Source organism: Streptomyces sp. NRRL S-920 (assembly GCF_000717945.1).
Taxonomy (GTDB): Bacteria; Actinomycetota; Actinomycetes; order Streptomycetales; family Streptomycetaceae; genus Streptomyces; species Streptomyces alboniger.
In genome coordinates this window covers 1-15,466 of the sequence record NZ_JODF01000070.1, presented here as the reverse complement: position 1 = coordinate 15,466, position 15,466 = coordinate 1, and the positions used below count along the sequence as shown (strand labels likewise).

The window sequence follows — 15,466 nt, the reverse complement described above, 5'->3', positions numbered from 1 at the left end:
CTTGTGAAGGGGATCACAGTCACCGCGTGTCACGGTCCGGGCGTCCGACGTGTCTCGATGAACACCCGGGAACCCCCGGGAGAGGAGCCGCGCAGGGAAGCGAGGGGCCGACGCCCATGACCGAGGACGCGTTCATCGAACACCGTCCGCTGCTGTTCACCATCGCCTACGAGATGCTCGGCAGCGCCACCGACGCCGAGGACGTCCTCCAGGAGAGCTATCTGCGGTGGAGCGCCGTCGACCAGGCGACGGTCGAGCATCCGCGCGCCTACCTGGTCCGCGTGGTGACCCGCCAGGCCCTCAACCACCTGCGCGCGCTCAAGGCACGGCGGGAGGAGTACGTCGGCAACTGGCTGCCCGAGCCGATCCGCACCACCCCCGAGGTGAGCGAGGACGCCGTCCTTGCCGAGTCGGTGTCGATGGCCGTACTGCTCGTCCTGGAGACGCTGAGCCCGGCCGAGCGCGCGGTCTTCGTCCTGCACGACGTATTCGGCTACACCCACCCGGAGATCGCCGCCACGATCGGGAAGACCGAGGTCGCGGTCCGGCAGATCGCTCACCGTGCCCGCCGGCACGTCCACGCGCGGCGACGCCGGTTCGAACCGGACTCCGCCGCCACCCGGGAGATCGTCCAGCGGTTCCTGCGCGCGGCGGCGACGGGCGAGATCCAGGCTCTGATGGACCTGCTGGCACCCGATGTCGTGCAGATCTCCGACGGCGGCGGGAAGGTCTCCGCCGCCCGCCGCCCGATCGTCGGCCGCGACGACGTCGCCCGGTTCGTCCTCGGTCTGGCCCGTCTCCACCACGCGGCCGCCCCCGTCGAGCACGGCATCTGCAACGGCATGCCCGCGGCGCGGTTCCTCGCGGACGGTGAGCTGGACTGGCTGCTCGCCTTCGAGATCCACGACGGGCGGATCACCGGCCTGTACGGCATCCGCAACCCCGACAAGCTGCGCCGTGCCGACACGGTGCACACCCTCGACCGAGGAGGAGCCCCGCCATGGAAACCATGACGGTCGAACGCACCATCGACGCCCCGATCGAGGACGTCTTCGCCTGGCTCACCACGACCACCCACTACACGCGCTCGCCCCTGGTGCTGCGCTGCCGCCTGCTCCGGCACGGCGAGGGCGTGCCCTACGGTGTCGGCGCGGTGCGCGGACACCTCTGGCTGATCGGCTGGTTCCGGGAACGCATCACCCGCTACGACCCGCCGTACGCCACCGAGTACGTCGTCGACCGCAGCGTGCCGCCGTCCAGGCACGAGATCGGCCGTATGACGTTCACCGAGGTCGACGGCGGCACGCGGGTGTGCTGGACGACCCGCGCCGAGGTTCCGGTCCCACTGCTCGGCCCGCTCCTCACCCGGCGGGTCGCACGGCCCGTCATCACCCGTACGTTCGGCGGCATCCTCAGGACCGCCGATGCCGCGCTCACCTCCCGACGTACGCCGCGAGGTGCTCCCCGGTGACGGTGGAGCGCGCGGCCACCAGCTGTTCGGGGGTGCCCTCGAAGACGATTCTGCCGCCGTCGTGGCCGGCGCCGGGGCCGAGGTCGATGATCCAGTCGGCGTGCGCCATGACGGCCTGGTGGTGCTCCACGACGATGACCGACTTCCCGGAGTCGACGAGCCGGTCCAGCAGGCCGAGCAACTGCTCGACGTCGGCGAGGTGCAGTCCGGTGGTCGGCTCGTCGAGGATGTAGACACCGCCCTTGTCGCCCATGTGCGTGGCCAGCTTGAGCCGCTGCCGCTCGCCGCCGGACAGCGTGGTCAGCGGCTGGCCGATGGTGAGGTAGCCGAGCCCGACGTCGACGAGCCGCGCCAGGATCTTGTGGGCGGCCGGGGTGTGCGCCTCCCCGGAGCCGAAGAACTCCTCGGCCTCGGCCACCGGCATCGCGAGCACCTCGCTGATGTCGCGGCCGCCGAGGCGATAGTCGAGCACCGACGCGTCGAACCGCTTGCCCTCGCAGTCCTCGCAGGTCGTGGAGACCCCGGCCATCATCCCGAGGTCGGTGTAGATGACGCCCGCGCCGTTGCAGGTGGGGCAGGCGCCCTCGGAGTTGGCGCTGAACAGCGCCGGCTTGACGCCGTTGGCCTTGGCGAACGCCTTGCGGATGGGGTCGAGCAGCCCGGTGTACGTCGCGGGGTTGCTGCGCCGCGAGCCCTTGATCGGGCTCTGGTCGACCGAGATCACTCCCGCGTCGGCGGGAACCGATCCGTGCACGAGCGAACTCTTGCCGGAACCGGCCACCCCGGTGATGACCGTGAGCACCCCGAGCGGGATGTCGACGTCGACCTTCCGCAGATTGTTCGCCGTCGCGCCGCGGATCTCCAGCGCGCCCGTGGACTTCCGTACGGTCTCCTTGACCGCGGCCCGGTCGTCGAGGTGCCGCCCGGTGCTCGTGCCGGAGGCCCGCAGCCCCTCCAGGGGGCCCTCGAAGCAGACGGTGCCGCCGGCCTGTCCCGCGCCGGGACCGAGGTCCACGACGTGGTCGGCGATCGCGATCATCTCCGGCTTGTGTTCCACGACGAGGACCGTGTTGCCCTTGTCGCGCAGGCGCAGCAGCAGGTCGTTCATGCGCTGGATGTCGTGGGGGTGCAGGCCCGCGGTGGGCTCGTCGAAGACGTAGGTGACGTCGGTGAGCGAGGAGCCGAGGTGGCGGATCATCTTGACGCGCTGCGCCTCACCGCCCGAGAGCGTGCCGGCGGGCCGGTCGAGGGCGAGGTAGCCGAGACCGATCTCCACGAACGAGTCGAGGGTCTGCCGCAGCGAGGCGAGCAGCGGGGCCACCGACGCCTCTTCGAGGTCCCGCACCCACTCGGCCAGGTCCCTGATCTCCATCGCGCACAGGTCGGCGATGCTCTTCCGCTTGATCTTCGACGATCTGGCGCCCTCGCTGAGGCGGGTGCCGTCGCACTCCGGGCAGGTGGTGAAGGTGACCGCCCGTTCCACGAACGCCCGGATGTGCGGCTGGAGCGCCTCCTTGTCCTTGGAGAGGAACGACTTCTGGATCTTCGGGATCAGGCCCTCGTAGGTGAGGTTGATGCCGTTGACCTTGACCTTGACCGGCTCTCCGTAGAGGAAGGCCTGCATCTCCTTCTTGGTGTACTGCCGGATCGGCTTGTCCGGGTCGACGAAGCCGGACTGGGCGTAGGTCTGCACGGTCCACTGGCTGTCCGACTTCCAGCCGGGGATGGTGAACGCGCCCTCGGCGAGCGACTTGGAGTCGTCGTAGAGCTGGGTGAGGTCGATGTCGGAGACCGTGCCCCGGCCCTCGCAGCGCGTGCACATACCGCCGGTGCGCTGGTAGGTCGCCTTGACGGTCTTGGTCTTCGCGGAGCCGCGTTCGACGGTGATCCCGCCGCTGGCCCGGACCGAGGCGGTGTTGAAGGAGTACGCGCTGGGTGGGCCGATGTGCGGCTCGGCCAGGCGGCTGAAGAGGATGCGCAGCATCGCGTGGGCGTCGGTGGCGGTGCCGACCGTGGAGCGCGGGTCGGCGCCCATCCGGCTCTGGTCGACGGTGATGACCGTCGTCAGCCCTTCGAGCACGTCGACGTCGGGCCGCGCCATGGTCGGCATGAAGCCCTGCACGAAGGCGCTGTAGGTTTCGTTGATCATCCGCTGCGACTCGGCGGCGATCGTGTTGAACACCAGCGAACTCTTGCCGGAACCGGACACCCCGGTGAACACCGTCAACCTGCGTTTGGGGATCTCGATGCTGATGTCCCTGAGGTTGTTCTCCCGAGCGCCGTGCACCCGGATCAGGTCGTGGCTGTCGGCGGCGTGCGACGCGGGCGACCGCGGGTCCGTCCTCTTGGGCTTGCTCATCGTGTCTCCATCGGCAGGGCAGCGGTACTCGGCTCGCGGAGCGCCGCGGGGGCGCTTCTGTCGGGGTCGGCCGCTTCAGGGGTGTCCATGGCGGTCACGCTAGCCGTGGCCCGGCGGCCACGCTTCTCCATTACTGATCTGCACGTGAAGAAGCCCCGGTGCCCGGCGGAAGCTACCGGGCACCGGGGCTGTTTCCTGGCCGAACTACCCGAACTAGCCGAACTGGCCGACCTCGTAGTCGCCGGCGGGCTGCTGGACCATGACGTTCAGCCGGTTGAAGGCGTTGATGAGGGCGATCAGGGACACCAGGGCGGTGAGCTGCTCCTCGTCGTAGTGCTTGGCGGCGTCCGCCCAGACCTCGTCCGTGACGCCGCCGGCCGCGTCCGCGATGCGGGTGCCCTGTTCCGTCAGTTCCAGCGCGGCCCGCTCGGCGTCGGTGAAGACCTTCGCCTCGCGCCAGGCGGCGATCATGTTGAGGCGCAGCGGGGTCTCCCCCGCGGCGGCGGCCTCTTTGGTGTGCATGTCGAGGCAGAATCCGCAGCCGTTGATCTGGCTGGCGCGGATCTTCACGAGTTCCTGTGTCGAGGCCGGCAGCGTCGACTCCGCGAGCGCCTTGCCCGCGGAGGTGAAGTGCTTGAGGGCCTTGCCCGCGATCGGGCTGGTGAAGAAGTTCAGGCGTGCGTCCATGGTGGGTGCTGCTCCTCTGCCGTTGTGGTGGCTACACCCCTTTGACGGACCGGCCACCGACGGATGTGACACCCCTCGATGTGACGTGCGTCTCCCCGACTCGGGGCCGTCGACCGGCCCCGCGCCTCGCTAATCTGCGCACCGTGACCGACTCGATCATCGCCAGGGACAGCACCGCCGACACCGACGGCATCCACGACACCGAAGTCGCCATAGCCGCGGCCCGCGCGGGCGCGGACGTGGTGCGCGACCTCTACGGGCGACGGCTCGCCCGCATCGACAAGGGAGCCGGGGACTTCGCCACCGCCGCCGACGTGGCGGCCGAGGAGGCGATCCTCGCCACCCTCCGCGCCGCGCGGCCCGAGGACGGGGTGCTCGGCGAGGAGGGCGGGCAGCAGGGCACGGCCGGTGCCGCACGCCAATGGCGTGTCGACCCGCTGTGCGGCACGCTGAACTACGCCGCGGGCACCATGGTGGTGGCCGTGAACGTGGCGTTGAGGGGCGGCGCGGCGGCGGTGGCGGATCCGTTCGGCGGCGAGGTCTTCTGCACCGACGGCGAGTCCGCGTGGGTCCGGGACGACGACGGCGACAGGCCCCTGGCGCCCACGTCCGCCACGGGGTTGGTGGACGTCAACCTGGATCCGCCGTTCCCGAGCGCCCCCGGGTTCCGGGCGGTCGACCTGCTGGCCCGGCCGCGGTTCGCCGAGCACTTCCGCCCGCGGGTCGTCTCCTCGACGCTGGCGCTGGCCTGGGTCGCGGCCGGCAGGCGTGCCGCGTACGTCACCGACGGCCAAGACCTGTCGGAGAGCGTCCACTTCGCCGCCGGCATCGCCCTGTGCCGGGCCGCTGGATGCGTGGTCACCGGAGTCGACGGCGCTCCGGTCGGCCCTGGGGTGCGGGGGCTCGTGGCGGCCGCGGACGCCGGGACGCATGAGTTGTTGATGTCGGTGATCCGCGGCTGAGCGCCGGGGTTCGACCTGAGCAGCGGACGGCCGCGTGAGCGGCCGGAGGGCGTTGGCCGTCAGCACGCGCGCTTGCCTCTCGGCGCCGCTTCCGGCGACGACGTCACGGCTGAGGCCGGTGAAGTTCCGCCACACAGCGCTCTCTTGACGCATCATGACAGGTGAGCAGCCCGCCCCCACAACCACCAAAGACCACCACAGACCACACCGCCGAGGTGACACCCGTGAACGACGGATCCGCGCGGACGGCCGCGCCCGGCCCCGACTCGCCGTCGGGCTCCTCCCGCCCTCGGAAGACCATCACCTACCTGGAGATGACAGACCCGGGAGAGCTTCGACCCGCGCCGGTCGCCCCCGGACTCGGCCTGCGCCTCCTGGCCCCTGACTCGCCGCTGGTCCGAAGCGTCCAGGGGCAGGTCGGCGAGGCCCACGGCTGGAGCGCGGCCTACCGCACCGAGGAGGAGTGGGACGCACACCAGGCGGCCCGGCCACTGCGCCAGTACTGGCTGATCACCTTCGAGGGCGAACCCGCGGGCGTCGCCTACCTCGAACCGCAGCCCGGCGGCGACGTGGAGGTCACCGCTTTCGGGCTGCTGCCCCCGTACGTGGGCCGGGGCCTCGGCGGCTACGCGCTGACCCTCGCGCTGCGGCAGGCATGGGCGACCGAGCCAATCGGCGCACGCGACGTGCGCCGGGTGTGGCTCCACACCTCCACGACCGACCACCCCCGCGCTCTCGGCAACTACCGAGCACGCGGTCTGCGCCCCTACCGGGTCGAGAGGGAGCAGGAGTAGTTCCCTGCCGGCAACCTCCGCCGCGCGGGGGAAGCGGATCATGCTCCGGCCCGATCTCCGCGCACCGTGGTTCCACAACAGTGGACGCATGGCAATCAGCGAAACGAACACCCTGCGTGTGGCCGGCGGGACCGAGCGGCCCGTGCCGCTCTGGGCCGAGCGCGCCGCGCGCCTGATCCCCCTCATCGGCCTGCCCGTATGCCTGTGGCGGCTGCCCATCGGGTTCGACTTCATGATGGGCATCGACGGTCCCCCGATGACGTGGGGGCGGTGGGCCAATGTGTCCTACGTCGTCGTGCTCAGCCTCCTGTCCGAGACGTTCGCCCTGCTGTGCCGCGGCCTGGTGCGTCCGTGGGGCGAAGTCGTGCCGGGCTGGGTTCCCGTCCTCCGCGGCAGACGCGTCCCGCCCTTCGTGGTGATCATCCCCGGGACCCTCGGAGGTCTGCTCTTCACCGCGCTGCTGGTCGACTGGACCCTGTGCACCTTCGGTATCGCCGGGTTCTCGGACGGCCCCTACGACAACGTGTGGTGGCACATCCTGGCTGCCTCGGTCAGCGGCCTGATCACCCTGTGGGGTCCGTTGGTGCTCGCCCTGACGTACGCCTACTACCAGCGCCACCGCCGGCAGACCTGATGACCTGACCGTCTCGCGGGTGGTCCGCGCCTGCCCGGTCACTCCCGGGTGAGCAGGCCCGTCCGCAGTTCGGCCAGGGTCCGCGAGAGCAGCCGTGACACGTGCATCTGCGAGATGCCGAGGGCGGCGCCGATCTCGGCCTGGGTCATCTCCTGGCCGAAGCGCATCTCGATGATGCGCCGCTCCCGCTCGTCGAGTTCGGCGAGCAGCGGGGCCAGGGCGTGGACGTGCTCGAAGACCTCGATGGCGGGGTCCGGCGCGCCCATGACGTCGGCGAGCGTGCGGCCGCTGCGGTACGTGTCGGCCTCGTCGGCCGAGCCGTGCGGGGCGTCCAGGGAGCCGGCGAGGTAGCCGTTGGCGGCCACGATCGCCTCCAGCGCCTGTTCCTCGGTCACCTCCAGGTCGGCCGCCAGCTCCTTGACCGTGGGCTCGCGGCCGAGCACGGTGCTCAGCCGCTCCTGGGACCTGGACAGTCGCGTACGCAACTCCTGCAATCTACGCGGCACATGCACGGCCCAGCTGGTGTCGCGGAAGTAGCGCTTGATCTCGCCGAGGATGCAGGGCACCGCGAACGACACGAACTCGAAGCCGCGGCTCACGTCGAACCGGTCGATCGCCTTGATCAGGCCCACGGTCCCGACCTGGACGATGTCCTCCAGCTGGCCGTTGCCGCGATTGCGGAACCGGCCCGCCACGTAGTGGACGAGGGAGAGGTTCATCTCGATGAGGGTGTCGCGGGTGTACGCGTGGTCGGGCGAGCCGTCCTCCAGCGTGGCGAGCCGGTCGAAGAAGAGCTTCGACAGTTCCCTGGCGTCCTTCGGCGCTACTTGGTGGGCTTCCTCGATCCATGGCAGAGGGGCGGCCTCACCCTGCGTCCCCTCGGTCGGATCAGCGGCCAGTTCCGCCTCGATGGTTCGAACGAACATCCTCTGTTTCCCCAAAGTCGTGACGTGCGCGGTTCAGCTCTCGAGGACGGTGAAGGGGACTCCCTCGCGATCCTCCAGCACGGCCTCCCGCCGGGCGCCCGACCCGCGCGGTGGTGCGATGACGCGTCCGCCCTCGCGAACGGCGGCCGCGGCGGCCGCGTCGACGTCGGCCACGCGGAACGACGTGTGCCAGCGGTAGCGGGCCTCGGTGCCGGGCGCCGCCCCTTGCGTGAGTGCGGCGACGCGGCGCGCCCCGTCCCGCACCACGATCTGCTCGTGCACGTACTCCACGGCGCAGCTGTCGCCGGGGCCCGCCCAGCCGAGTACGCCGCCGTAGAAGAGCGCCGCGGCGAAGATGTCGCGCGTGTGCAGTTCAAGGCGGCCGACCGGGCCCTGCCCCACCGTCCACCGGGGGTCCGGGGCGTGCGGGCGCAGTCCGAACACCGCGCCGTCCGGCCCGGCGGCCACGGCGGCCCGCCCGGCGGGGGTGGCCAGCGGTCCGACCGCCACGGTGGCGCCCCGGTCGCGGAGCCGCCCGACGGCGGCGTCGACGTCGTCGACGGCGAAGTACGGCATCCAGCCCGCGTGGACGCCCGACTCGCAGGTGGTGCTGCCGATGGCGCCCACCGGCGCCCCGGCCTTCAGCATCAAGGAACGCGCCTTGCCCGGCGGGCCGAGCAGCGGCACGTGGCACCAGCCGAGGACCCGGCCGTAGAACTCCTCGGCGGCCCGGACGTCCCGCGCGGCCAGGCTCAGCCAGCAGGGCGCGCCGCGTGCCACCCGCGTGGCGCCCGGCGGCGGGCTTCCGGCGGGCGCGGCGGCCCGCTGCCCGCCGGGCTCGGATGCGGAGGGCCCCCGCCCGCCGGGCGGTACCGGTCGCAGGCCGCGGGCGCTGCGTACGGACTCCCGTACGGACTCCCGCGTCGGCCTGCCGCCCGCCCACGCGGGAGGCCACGCCGCCCGGCCCGGGGCAGCCGTGCGCCGCGTCGGCCGCCCTCCCCCGGGCTGCCGGGTTCCGTCGGCCCCGCCGGTCCCGTGCCCGCTCTCGCCGCTCACACCGATGTCCCTTGGCACAGCCTTCTCCTCGGCCCGTCGCTGCTGTCTGTGGTGGTGTTCCGCGAACAGCAGGCCGCGTACCGGGACCTTGTTCACTCACCCGCGGGACCAAGGGCACCTTCCGGCCGGACTTCGAGGCCTTGAATTCGGGCAGGATCCGGGCCTTGGTGTGAGACTGCCGGTGAGGTGGTGATCACAGATGGCGAGCCAACCCAGGGCCCCCGGCCCCGGAGAGCAACTACTCGAACAACTGCTCGCCTCCGCGCATGCGGCGACCCCGATGGAGCTGCCCGCCCTCGTGCAGCGCTTCGCCGACGCGGCGGGGCTTGACCGGATCGACGTATACCTGGTGGATCTGCAACAGCGCCATCTGGTGCCGCTGGCCGAGGGGCCGCCCGCCCTCGGGGTGGACTCCTCCGTAGCCGGTTCGGCCTACCGGGCCCACACGCTGCGCGTCGAGGAACTGGCGCACGGCCGCATCACCACCTGGCTGCCGCTGATCGACGGGGTCGAACGCCTCGGCGTCATCGGCGCCACGGCGTCGGCCATCGACGGGGTGCTGCTGCGGCGCTGCCGCACGCTCGCCTCCATCCTGGCCATGGTGATCACCTCCAAGCGCGCCGCCAGCGACACCTTCGCGCGCCGGACACGCTCCGAGGTGATGCAGCTGCCCGCCGAGATGCTCCGGGCCTTTCTGCCGCCCCGGACGATCGGCAACTCCGACGTCATCTCGACCGCCGTCCTCGAACCGGCCTACGACATCGGCGGCGATGTCTTCGACCACGCCCTGACGCGTTCCACCCTGTACGTGACGATCCTCGACGCCATGGGCCACAACCTCATGTCGGGCCTGACGACCGCCGTGGCCATGGCCGGCTGTCGCAACGCCCGCCGGGCGGAGGCCGAGCTGCCCGAGCTGGTGGACACCGTCCAGCAGGCGCTCGCGCGGTGGCTGCCCGAGCAGTTCTGCACGGGCATCCTCGCCCAGCTGGACCTGGCGGGAGGGGTCCTGCGCTGGTGCAACTGCGGCCATCCCCCGCCCCTGCTGATCCGGGACCACCGCGTGCTCGACCGCGCGCTCGAACGGCCCGCCCAGCCGCCCCTGGGCACGCCCGCGCTGCTCGCCGGCGTCGAGTGGGAGGTGCACGAGGAGGCGCTCCAGCCGGGCGACCGCGTCCTGATGTACACCGACGGCGTCACGGAGCTGCGCACGGGAGGCGACTCCGAGTTCGGCCTCGAACGCTTCACCGACAGCATCATCCGCGCCACGGCCGCGGGTGAACCGGCTCCGGAGGCGCTGCGCCAGCTCATCCACTCCATCCTCGACCGGCAGGACAACCAGCTGCGGGACGACGCGACACTGCTGCTGCTCGAATGGCGTCCGCCCCGCACCCGCTGATTCGGCGCGCCCGGCGACCTCCCCACGTGCCTGAACGTGTGTTCTGGATCAGGGTGGATACACGCATGACATCGGCACCACGCCGCGCATGAAGGAGTACGAGCACCATGGACAACGACGACGTCATGGGCGACGAGGTCTACCAGCCCGACGCGGAAGAGGTCCGCGAGGACGAGGGCATCCTCGACCCCGAGGACACGCTCAACGACCGCGCGTCCGACCCTTACGACGAAGGCTGGTCGCCTCCCGAGCGCCCTCTCGGGGTGAACCACACCGGGACCACCGCCGAGGAGCAGCGAGAGGGCGAGACGCTGGACGAGCGGCTCTCCGAGGAGGTGCCCGACCCCGCCCTGGAGGTCCCCGCGCCCGGCGAGGACGACGACGGCATCGGCGACACGACCGACACCGACGGCGAACCGATCGACGAGGCGGAGGTGGGAGACGCCCGCGCCGGACGCCTGTTCGCCCCGGACGAGGGGGCCACGGAGGACCCGGAGGACGCCGCGGAACAGGACATGGTCGGCGAGGACATGGGCGTCGACGGCGGGGCGGCCTCCGCCGAGGAGGCAGCGGTACACATCATCCCCGCGGAGGGCGAGGATCCCGCGGACTCCAGGGGTACGGGCGGCTGACCACCCGGGTGGGGCACCGGGGTGACCACTTCGAGTGGCGGCGCACGTCAGGGCATGTCATTCCAGGGAAATGGGGATGAATCGTCTTAAATTACTGCGGTCCCCTCCCTCTGGCCCCTCTGGAGATCGCATGAATCCTGCCCTGACGCGTGCCGTCACTTTCGGCGCCGGTCTGCTGCTGTGCGCCGCCCCCCTCACGGCGGCGCACGCGCTCGACACCCCCTCCGACACCACCGGCAAGGGGGCCGCGCACGAGTCGGCGCCGCGGCCCACACTGACCGCGAAGGCCACGGCGAAGTCCGTCAAGGCGTGGCAGCAGTTCCGCGTCCACGGCTCCTCCACGCGCCTTCCCGCGGGCACGCGCGTGACGTTGCAGCAGCTCCAGCACAAGAAGTGGGTCTCCCTGCCGGCCCACATGAACACCGCCCGCAACCACACGTACAACCTGCGCGTGAAGCTCGGCCTCAAGGGCCTCAACAAGGTCCGCGTCGTCGGTCGCGGCGCCGTCTCCAACGTCGTCCAGATCACCGTCCGCTGACGCGCGAGGGCCCATTCCGGCCTCCGCCTGCCGTCACTCCGGGCGCAGCCACACCGTGGCCAGCGGCGGCAGGGTGACGCGCAGGCGGGCCGGGCGGCCGTGTGCGCCCTCGGGTTCGGGCTTCAGCGGCTGCGGGTTGCGCACGTCCCCGCCGCCGTAGCGGGCCGCGTCGGTGTTGAGGACCTCCCGCCAGGCGTGCGGCTCCTCGGGGACGCCGAGCGGGTAGGCGTCACGGACGACCGGCGAGAAGTTGCACACCGCGAGGAGCGGCGTCCCGTCCGCGGCATGGCGCAGGAACGCCAGGACGTTGTCCTGGGCCGCGTCCGTCACGATCCACGAGAATCCTGCCGGTTCGCTGTCCCGCTCCCAGAGGGCGGGCGTCGCGCGGTACTGGTGGTTGAGGTCCTGCACCAGCCGCAGGACGCCATGGTGGTCCGGCCGCGCCGGATAGGAGGGGTCGAGCAGCCCCCAGTCCAGGCCGCTTTCCTCCGACCACTCGGCGCCCTGCGCGAACTCCTGCCCCATGAAGAGGAGTTGCTTGCCGGGGTGGGCCCACATGAAGCCGAGGTAGGCGCGGTGGTTGGCACGCCGCTGCCACCAGTCGCCGGGCATCTTGGAGACCAGCGACTGCTTGCCGTGGACCACCTCGTCGTGCGAGAGAGGCAGGACGTAGTTCTCGCTGTACGCGTACACCATCGCGAACGTCATCTCGTTGTGGTGGTACTCGCGGTACACCGGGTCGCGGCTGATGTACTCCAGCGAATCGTGCGACCAGCCCATGTTCCACTTCAGGCCGAAGCCGAGGCCGCCGCGTGCCGGACCGCTGGGGGCGCCCGGCCCGTTGTCGTGCGTGGCGCGTGTGACCCCGTCCCACGCCGTCGACTCCTCGGCGATGGTGACCACTCCGGGAGAGCGCCGGTAGACCGTCGCGTTCATCTCCTGGAGGAACGCGACCGCGTCCAGGTTCTCCCGGCCGCCGGACTCGTTGGGCGCCCACTGCCCCTCGTCGCGCGAGTAGTCGAGGTAGAGCATCGAGGCGACCGCGTCGACGCGCAGCCCGTCGATGTGGAACTCCTCGCACCAGTAACTGGCGTTGGCGACGAGGAAGTTGCGTACTTCCTTGCGGCCGTAGTCGAAGGTGAGGGTGCCCCAGTCGGGGTGTTCGGCCCGCCGCGGGTCCTGCGGCTCGTAGAGGTGGTCCCCGTCGAAGGCCGCCAGCGCCCAGTCGTCCTTGGGGAAGTGGGCGGGCACCCAGTCGAGGAGCACGCCGATGCCCGCCCGGTGCAGCGTGTCGACCAGATGGCGGAAGTCGTCGGGCGTGCCCATACGGGACGTCGGGGCGTAGAAGCCGGTGACCTGGTAGCCCCAGGAGCCACTGAAGGGGTGTTCGGCCACCGGCATGAACTCGACGTGGGTGAAGCCCGCTTCGGTGACGTAGGCCGTGAGCTGCTCGGCCAGCTGACGGTAGGTCAGCCCCGGTCGCCACGAGGCCAGATGGACCTCATACACGGAGAAGGGCGCCTGGCAGACGGGGCGCTCGGCGCGGTGTTCCATCCACGCGTCGTCTCCCCACACGTACGTGGAGCGCGTGACGACGGACGCGGTCGCCGGGGGCACCTCGGCGCGGCGGGCCATCGGGTCCGCGCGCAGGGTGTGCGAGCCGTCGGGGCGGGCGATGTCGAACTTGTAGAGCGCCCCCTCCTCCATCCCGGGTACGAACAACTCCCACACGCCGGTCGAGCCGAGCGAGCGCATCGGGTAGGCGGCGGACCCGTCCCAGTGGCAGAAGTCCCCGCAGACCCTCACCCCTCGCGCGTTCGGCGCCCATACGGTGAAACGGGTGCCGGCGACGCCCTGATGGGTCATCGGGTGCGCGCCCAGCGCCTTCCACAGCTCCTCGTGCCGGCCCTCGCCGATCAGATGCAGGTCGAGTTCGCCCAGTGCGGGCAGGAAGCGGTAGGGGTCCTCGTACTCGATCCCGGCGCCCTGGTCGTCGTAGGCCACGCGCAGCCGGTAGTCGGGGATCGCGGGCAGGGGCAGCACACCGGAGAACAGGCCGTCGCCCATGTCGGTCAGCCCGGCCGTCCCCTCCTCGGTGACGAGCGTGACCGACCGGGCATGCGGGCGCAGGGCCAGGAACGCGATGCCGCCGGGCACCGGGTGTGCGCCGAGCAGCGCGTGCGGGTCGTGGTGCGTGCCCGACAGGAGGCGCTCGCGGTCCCGCGCGTCGAGCGGGGCGGCGGGAAGGCGGTCCGGGACTGCTGCTGTCCCTGCCGTTGCTGCTGTCCCTGCCGTTGCTGTCATTGCGGTCGTCTGCATGGCGTCAGCTCTCCTGTGCGAGGCGGGCGATCGCCGCCATGGGGACGGGCAGCCAGTCGGGGCGGTGGCGGGCCTCGTAGAGCGCCTCGTACACCGCTCGGTCCGTCTCGTAGGCCCTGAGAAGCTCGGCCTCCGCCCGCGGATCCCACGTCGACTCCGCCGCGTACCCCGCGCAGTAGGCCTCCCGGCAGCGCTTGACCCACTGGGAGCGCCACGGGCGGCGGCTGTGGGCGGCGTAGTCGAAGGAGCGGAGCATGCCCGCGATATCGCGTATCGGGGCCTGGGCCCGCCGTCGTTCGTCGAGCGGGCGGGCGGGTTCGCCCTCGAAGTCGATGATGAACCACTCCTGCCGGGCCTTGAGCACCTGACCGAGGTGCAGGTCGCCATGGACGCGCTGGGCCTCGCGGCCGGGGCCGCGGCCCGCGACGGCGCCGTACGCGGTCTTCAGACGGGACACATAGGGGACCAGCGCCTCCATCTGCCGGGCCGCGGTCTCCAGGCGCCCCGTCATGGCGGCGGCCAGCGGGCTGCCTCCGTACGGGTCCGGGGGCTCGGAGCCGAAGGCCTGGGCCAGCGCGAGATGCACCTCGGCGGTGGCGCGCCCCAGTTCGTAGGACTCGTCGGTGAAGTCCTCGCCCGTGGAGAGGGAGCGCAGCGCCAGGGTCCAGCCGTCGGTCGCCTCGGGCAGGAACGGCTGGAGCACGCCGAGCGTCGCCGTGTGCGGCTCGGTCGTCCAGAACCAGGCCACGGGGGCGGGCACCCGGGCGCAGCCACGGCGGGCCAGGGCCCACGGCACCTCCAGGTCCGGGTTGACGCCGTACTGCACGCGGCGGAACAGCTTCAGGATGAACGCGTCGCCGTACACCAGCGAGGTGTTGGACTGCTCCCCGCCGAGGAGCCGGGGCGGCAGCCCCTCCGGGACGACGGTCCGCGCGTCCCGTTCGAAGCGCAGGGGGCCCATCTCGCCGGGGACCCGCAGGCGTTCGAGGAGCAGCCCCGCCGACCAGGGGTCCAGGAGGGCGTCGTACACGGTGAGGCCGGCGAGCGGGCCCGCTTCGGGGCGGCCGACGATCGCGTGGTGGAGCCGGGGCGGCAGGTGTTCCCGCACGCCGAGGATCAGTTGGTAGCAGTCTTCGGGCGGCCCGGCGGGCCCCGTGCGGATCAGCAGGTGCAGACACCCGGGGTGCAGCTCGGTCATGGACAGGACGGCCAGGTCGGCGACCGGCCGGCCCTTGCCGGCGAACCAGCGCTGCTCGGGCAGCCATGCGCGAAGTATTCCGGCCAATGAGGTCAGCAGCCGCGGCGGGCTGAGGCTTCCGGGCGACTGCGTTGCGGTCTTCAGCATGCGACACGTCCCTTCAAAAGCGCACCGTGCGTGCGGCCGGACGTCGTGGCTGTTCGGTAAGGCGGAACCAGTAGAAACCGTGGCCCGCCAGTGTGAGGAGATAAGGCAGTTCACCGATGGCCGGGAAGCGCACCCCGCCGATCAGCTCCACCGGGTGACGTCCGTCGTAGGCCCGCAGATTCAGCTCGGTCGGCTGGGCGAAGCGGGAGAAGTTGTGCACGCACAGTGCCAGGTCGTTCTCGTACTCCCTGAGGAAGGCGAGGACGGCGGGGTTGGTGGAGGGGAGTTCGGTGTAGGTGCCCAGGCCGAAGGCGGGGTTCTGTTTGCGGATCTCGATCATCCTG

The 15,466-nt window shown here is 71.4% G+C and carries 15 protein-coding genes; 8 read left to right on the top strand and 7 right to left on the bottom strand.

Translation table 11 applies throughout. The annotated features are described in order from the left end of the window. The first annotated feature begins 116 nt into the window (after nt 1-116). Together IG54_RS0132325 and IG54_RS0132320 are read left to right on the top strand one after the other, a co-directional pair. Nucleotides 117-1,013, top strand: a complete 897-nt coding sequence (locus IG54_RS0132325) for an RNA polymerase sigma-70 factor (RefSeq protein WP_030792911.1) — start codon at nt 117-119, stop codon at nt 1,011-1,013. Continuing rightward, nucleotides 1,001-1,471 carry an SRPBCC family protein gene (locus IG54_RS0132320; protein WP_030792909.1) on the top strand — a complete coding sequence of 157 codons (471 nt, stop codon included), beginning with the start codon at nt 1,001-1,003 and terminating at the stop codon, nt 1,469-1,471. Before IG54_RS0132325 ends, IG54_RS0132320 begins: the two co-directional genes overlap by 13 nt. On the opposite strand, the gene IG54_RS0132315 is transcribed toward IG54_RS0132320, so the two are convergent. Both IG54_RS0132315 and IG54_RS0132310 read right to left on the bottom strand, forming a co-directional pair. Further along, nucleotides 1,434-3,830, bottom strand: coding sequence for an ATP-binding cassette domain-containing protein (locus IG54_RS0132315; protein WP_030792907.1), 2,397 nt, complete (start codon nt 3,828-3,830; stop codon nt 1,434-1,436). The two genes, IG54_RS0132320 and IG54_RS0132315, sit on opposite strands and share 38 nt — an antisense overlap. A gap of 213 nt (nt 3,831-4,043) precedes the next feature. Then, nucleotides 4,044-4,517 carry a carboxymuconolactone decarboxylase family protein gene (locus IG54_RS0132310; protein WP_030792904.1) on the bottom strand — a complete coding sequence of 158 codons (474 nt, stop codon included), beginning with the start codon at nt 4,515-4,517 and terminating at the stop codon, nt 4,044-4,046. Between the two features lie 143 nt (nt 4,518-4,660). Here IG54_RS0132310 and IG54_RS0132305 point away from each other — a divergent pair, with 143 nt between their 5' ends. From IG54_RS0132305 to IG54_RS0132295, 3 genes are all read left to right on the top strand, one after another. Further along, nucleotides 4,661-5,479 (top strand): inositol monophosphatase family protein, encoded by an 819-nt coding sequence (locus IG54_RS0132305; RefSeq protein WP_420712304.1) that lies wholly within the window; start codon nt 4,661-4,663, stop codon nt 5,477-5,479. A gap of 224 nt (nt 5,480-5,703) precedes the next feature. After that, nucleotides 5,704-6,273 (top strand): GNAT family N-acetyltransferase, encoded by a 570-nt coding sequence (locus tag IG54_RS0132300; protein ID WP_234336433.1) that lies wholly within the window; start codon nt 5,704-5,706, stop codon nt 6,271-6,273. Nucleotides 6,274-6,361: 88 nt separating this feature from the next. Then, nucleotides 6,362-6,907, top strand: a complete 546-nt coding sequence (locus IG54_RS0132295; protein ID WP_037898156.1) for a hypothetical protein — start codon at nt 6,362-6,364, stop codon at nt 6,905-6,907. Nucleotides 6,908-6,945: 38 nt separating this feature from the next. Here the strand turns inward: IG54_RS0132295 and IG54_RS0132290 are convergent, their stop codons facing one another. Together IG54_RS0132290 and IG54_RS0132285 are read right to left on the bottom strand one after the other, a co-directional pair. Then, nucleotides 6,946-7,833, bottom strand: coding sequence for a SigB/SigF/SigG family RNA polymerase sigma factor (locus IG54_RS0132290; RefSeq protein WP_030792891.1), 888 nt, complete (start codon nt 7,831-7,833; stop codon nt 6,946-6,948). Nucleotides 7,834-7,866: 33 nt separating this feature from the next. Then, a complete protein-coding gene (locus IG54_RS0132285) occupies nt 7,867-8,907 on the bottom strand; it encodes a VOC family protein (RefSeq protein ID WP_234336432.1) in 1,041 nt (346 codons plus the stop codon). 181 nt (nt 8,908-9,088) lie between these two features. Here IG54_RS0132285 and IG54_RS0132280 point away from each other — a divergent pair, with 181 nt between their 5' ends. The 3 genes from IG54_RS0132280 to IG54_RS0132270 all read left to right on the top strand — a co-directional run bounded on the left by IG54_RS0132280 (nt 9,089) and on the right by IG54_RS0132270 (nt 11,458). Beyond that, nucleotides 9,089-10,288, top strand: a complete 1,200-nt coding sequence (locus IG54_RS0132280) for a PP2C family protein-serine/threonine phosphatase (RefSeq protein WP_030792885.1) — start codon at nt 9,089-9,091, stop codon at nt 10,286-10,288. A 107-nt stretch (nt 10,289-10,395) separates the two neighbouring features. Further along, the gene (locus IG54_RS0132275; RefSeq protein WP_030792882.1) at nt 10,396-10,920 is read left to right on the top strand and encodes a DUF5709 domain-containing protein; all 525 of its coding nucleotides are present in this window, start codon (nt 10,396-10,398) and stop codon (nt 10,918-10,920) included. Nucleotides 10,921-11,050: 130 nt separating this feature from the next. Then, nucleotides 11,051-11,458 carry a hypothetical protein gene (locus IG54_RS0132270; protein WP_051820246.1) on the top strand — a complete coding sequence of 136 codons (408 nt, stop codon included), beginning with the start codon at nt 11,051-11,053 and terminating at the stop codon, nt 11,456-11,458. 33 nt (nt 11,459-11,491) lie between these two features. Here IG54_RS0132270 and glgB read toward each other — a convergent pair whose 3' ends face one another. The 3 genes from glgB to IG54_RS0132255 form a co-directional block, all read right to left on the bottom strand. Then, a complete protein-coding gene (gene glgB / locus IG54_RS0132265; RefSeq protein ID WP_234336431.1) occupies nt 11,492-13,777 on the bottom strand; it encodes a 1,4-alpha-glucan branching enzyme in 2,286 nt (761 codons plus the stop codon). 4 nt (nt 13,778-13,781) lie between these two features. After that, complete coding sequence (locus IG54_RS43245) at nt 13,782-15,122, bottom strand: maltokinase N-terminal cap-like domain-containing protein (RefSeq protein ID WP_030792871.1); 1,341 nt, start codon at nt 15,120-15,122, stop codon at nt 13,782-13,784. Nucleotides 15,123-15,135: 13 nt separating this feature from the next. Beyond that, nucleotides 15,136-15,466, bottom strand: a 331-nt coding sequence (locus IG54_RS0132255; RefSeq protein ID WP_030792868.1) for an alpha-glucosidase C-terminal domain-containing protein, incomplete at its 5' end; no start/stop codon positions are given.

Excerpts from the sequence above, each read along its gene's own strand:
- IG54_RS0132325 (WP_030792911.1), top strand. The coding sequence starts at position 117 with ATGACCGAGGACGCGTTCATCGAACACCGTCCGCTGCTGTTCACCATC.
- IG54_RS0132320 (WP_030792909.1), top strand. The coding sequence starts at position 1,001 with ATGGAAACCATGACGGTCGAACGCACCATCGACGCCCCGATCGAGGAC.
- IG54_RS0132315 (WP_030792907.1), bottom strand. The coding sequence starts at position 3,830 with ATGAGCAAGCCCAAGAGGACGGACCCGCGGTCGCCCGCGTCGCACGCC.
- IG54_RS0132310 (WP_030792904.1), bottom strand. The coding sequence starts at position 4,517 with ATGGACGCACGCCTGAACTTCTTCACCAGCCCGATCGCGGGCAAGGCC.
- IG54_RS0132295 (WP_037898156.1), top strand. The coding sequence starts at position 6,362 with ATGGCAATCAGCGAAACGAACACCCTGCGTGTGGCCGGCGGGACCGAG.
- IG54_RS0132290 (WP_030792891.1), bottom strand. The coding sequence starts at position 7,833 with ATGTTCGTTCGAACCATCGAGGCGGAACTGGCCGCTGATCCGACCGAG.
- IG54_RS0132280 (WP_030792885.1), top strand. The coding sequence starts at position 9,089 with ATGGCGAGCCAACCCAGGGCCCCCGGCCCCGGAGAGCAACTACTCGAA.
- IG54_RS0132275 (WP_030792882.1), top strand. The coding sequence starts at position 10,396 with ATGGACAACGACGACGTCATGGGCGACGAGGTCTACCAGCCCGACGCG.
- IG54_RS0132270 (WP_051820246.1), top strand. The coding sequence starts at position 11,051 with ATGAATCCTGCCCTGACGCGTGCCGTCACTTTCGGCGCCGGTCTGCTG.
- glgB (WP_234336431.1), bottom strand. The coding sequence starts at position 13,777 with ATGCAGACGACCGCAATGACAGCAACGGCAGGGACAGCAGCAACGGCA.
- IG54_RS43245 (WP_030792871.1), bottom strand. The coding sequence starts at position 15,122 with ATGCTGAAGACCGCAACGCAGTCGCCCGGAAGCCTCAGCCCGCCGCGG.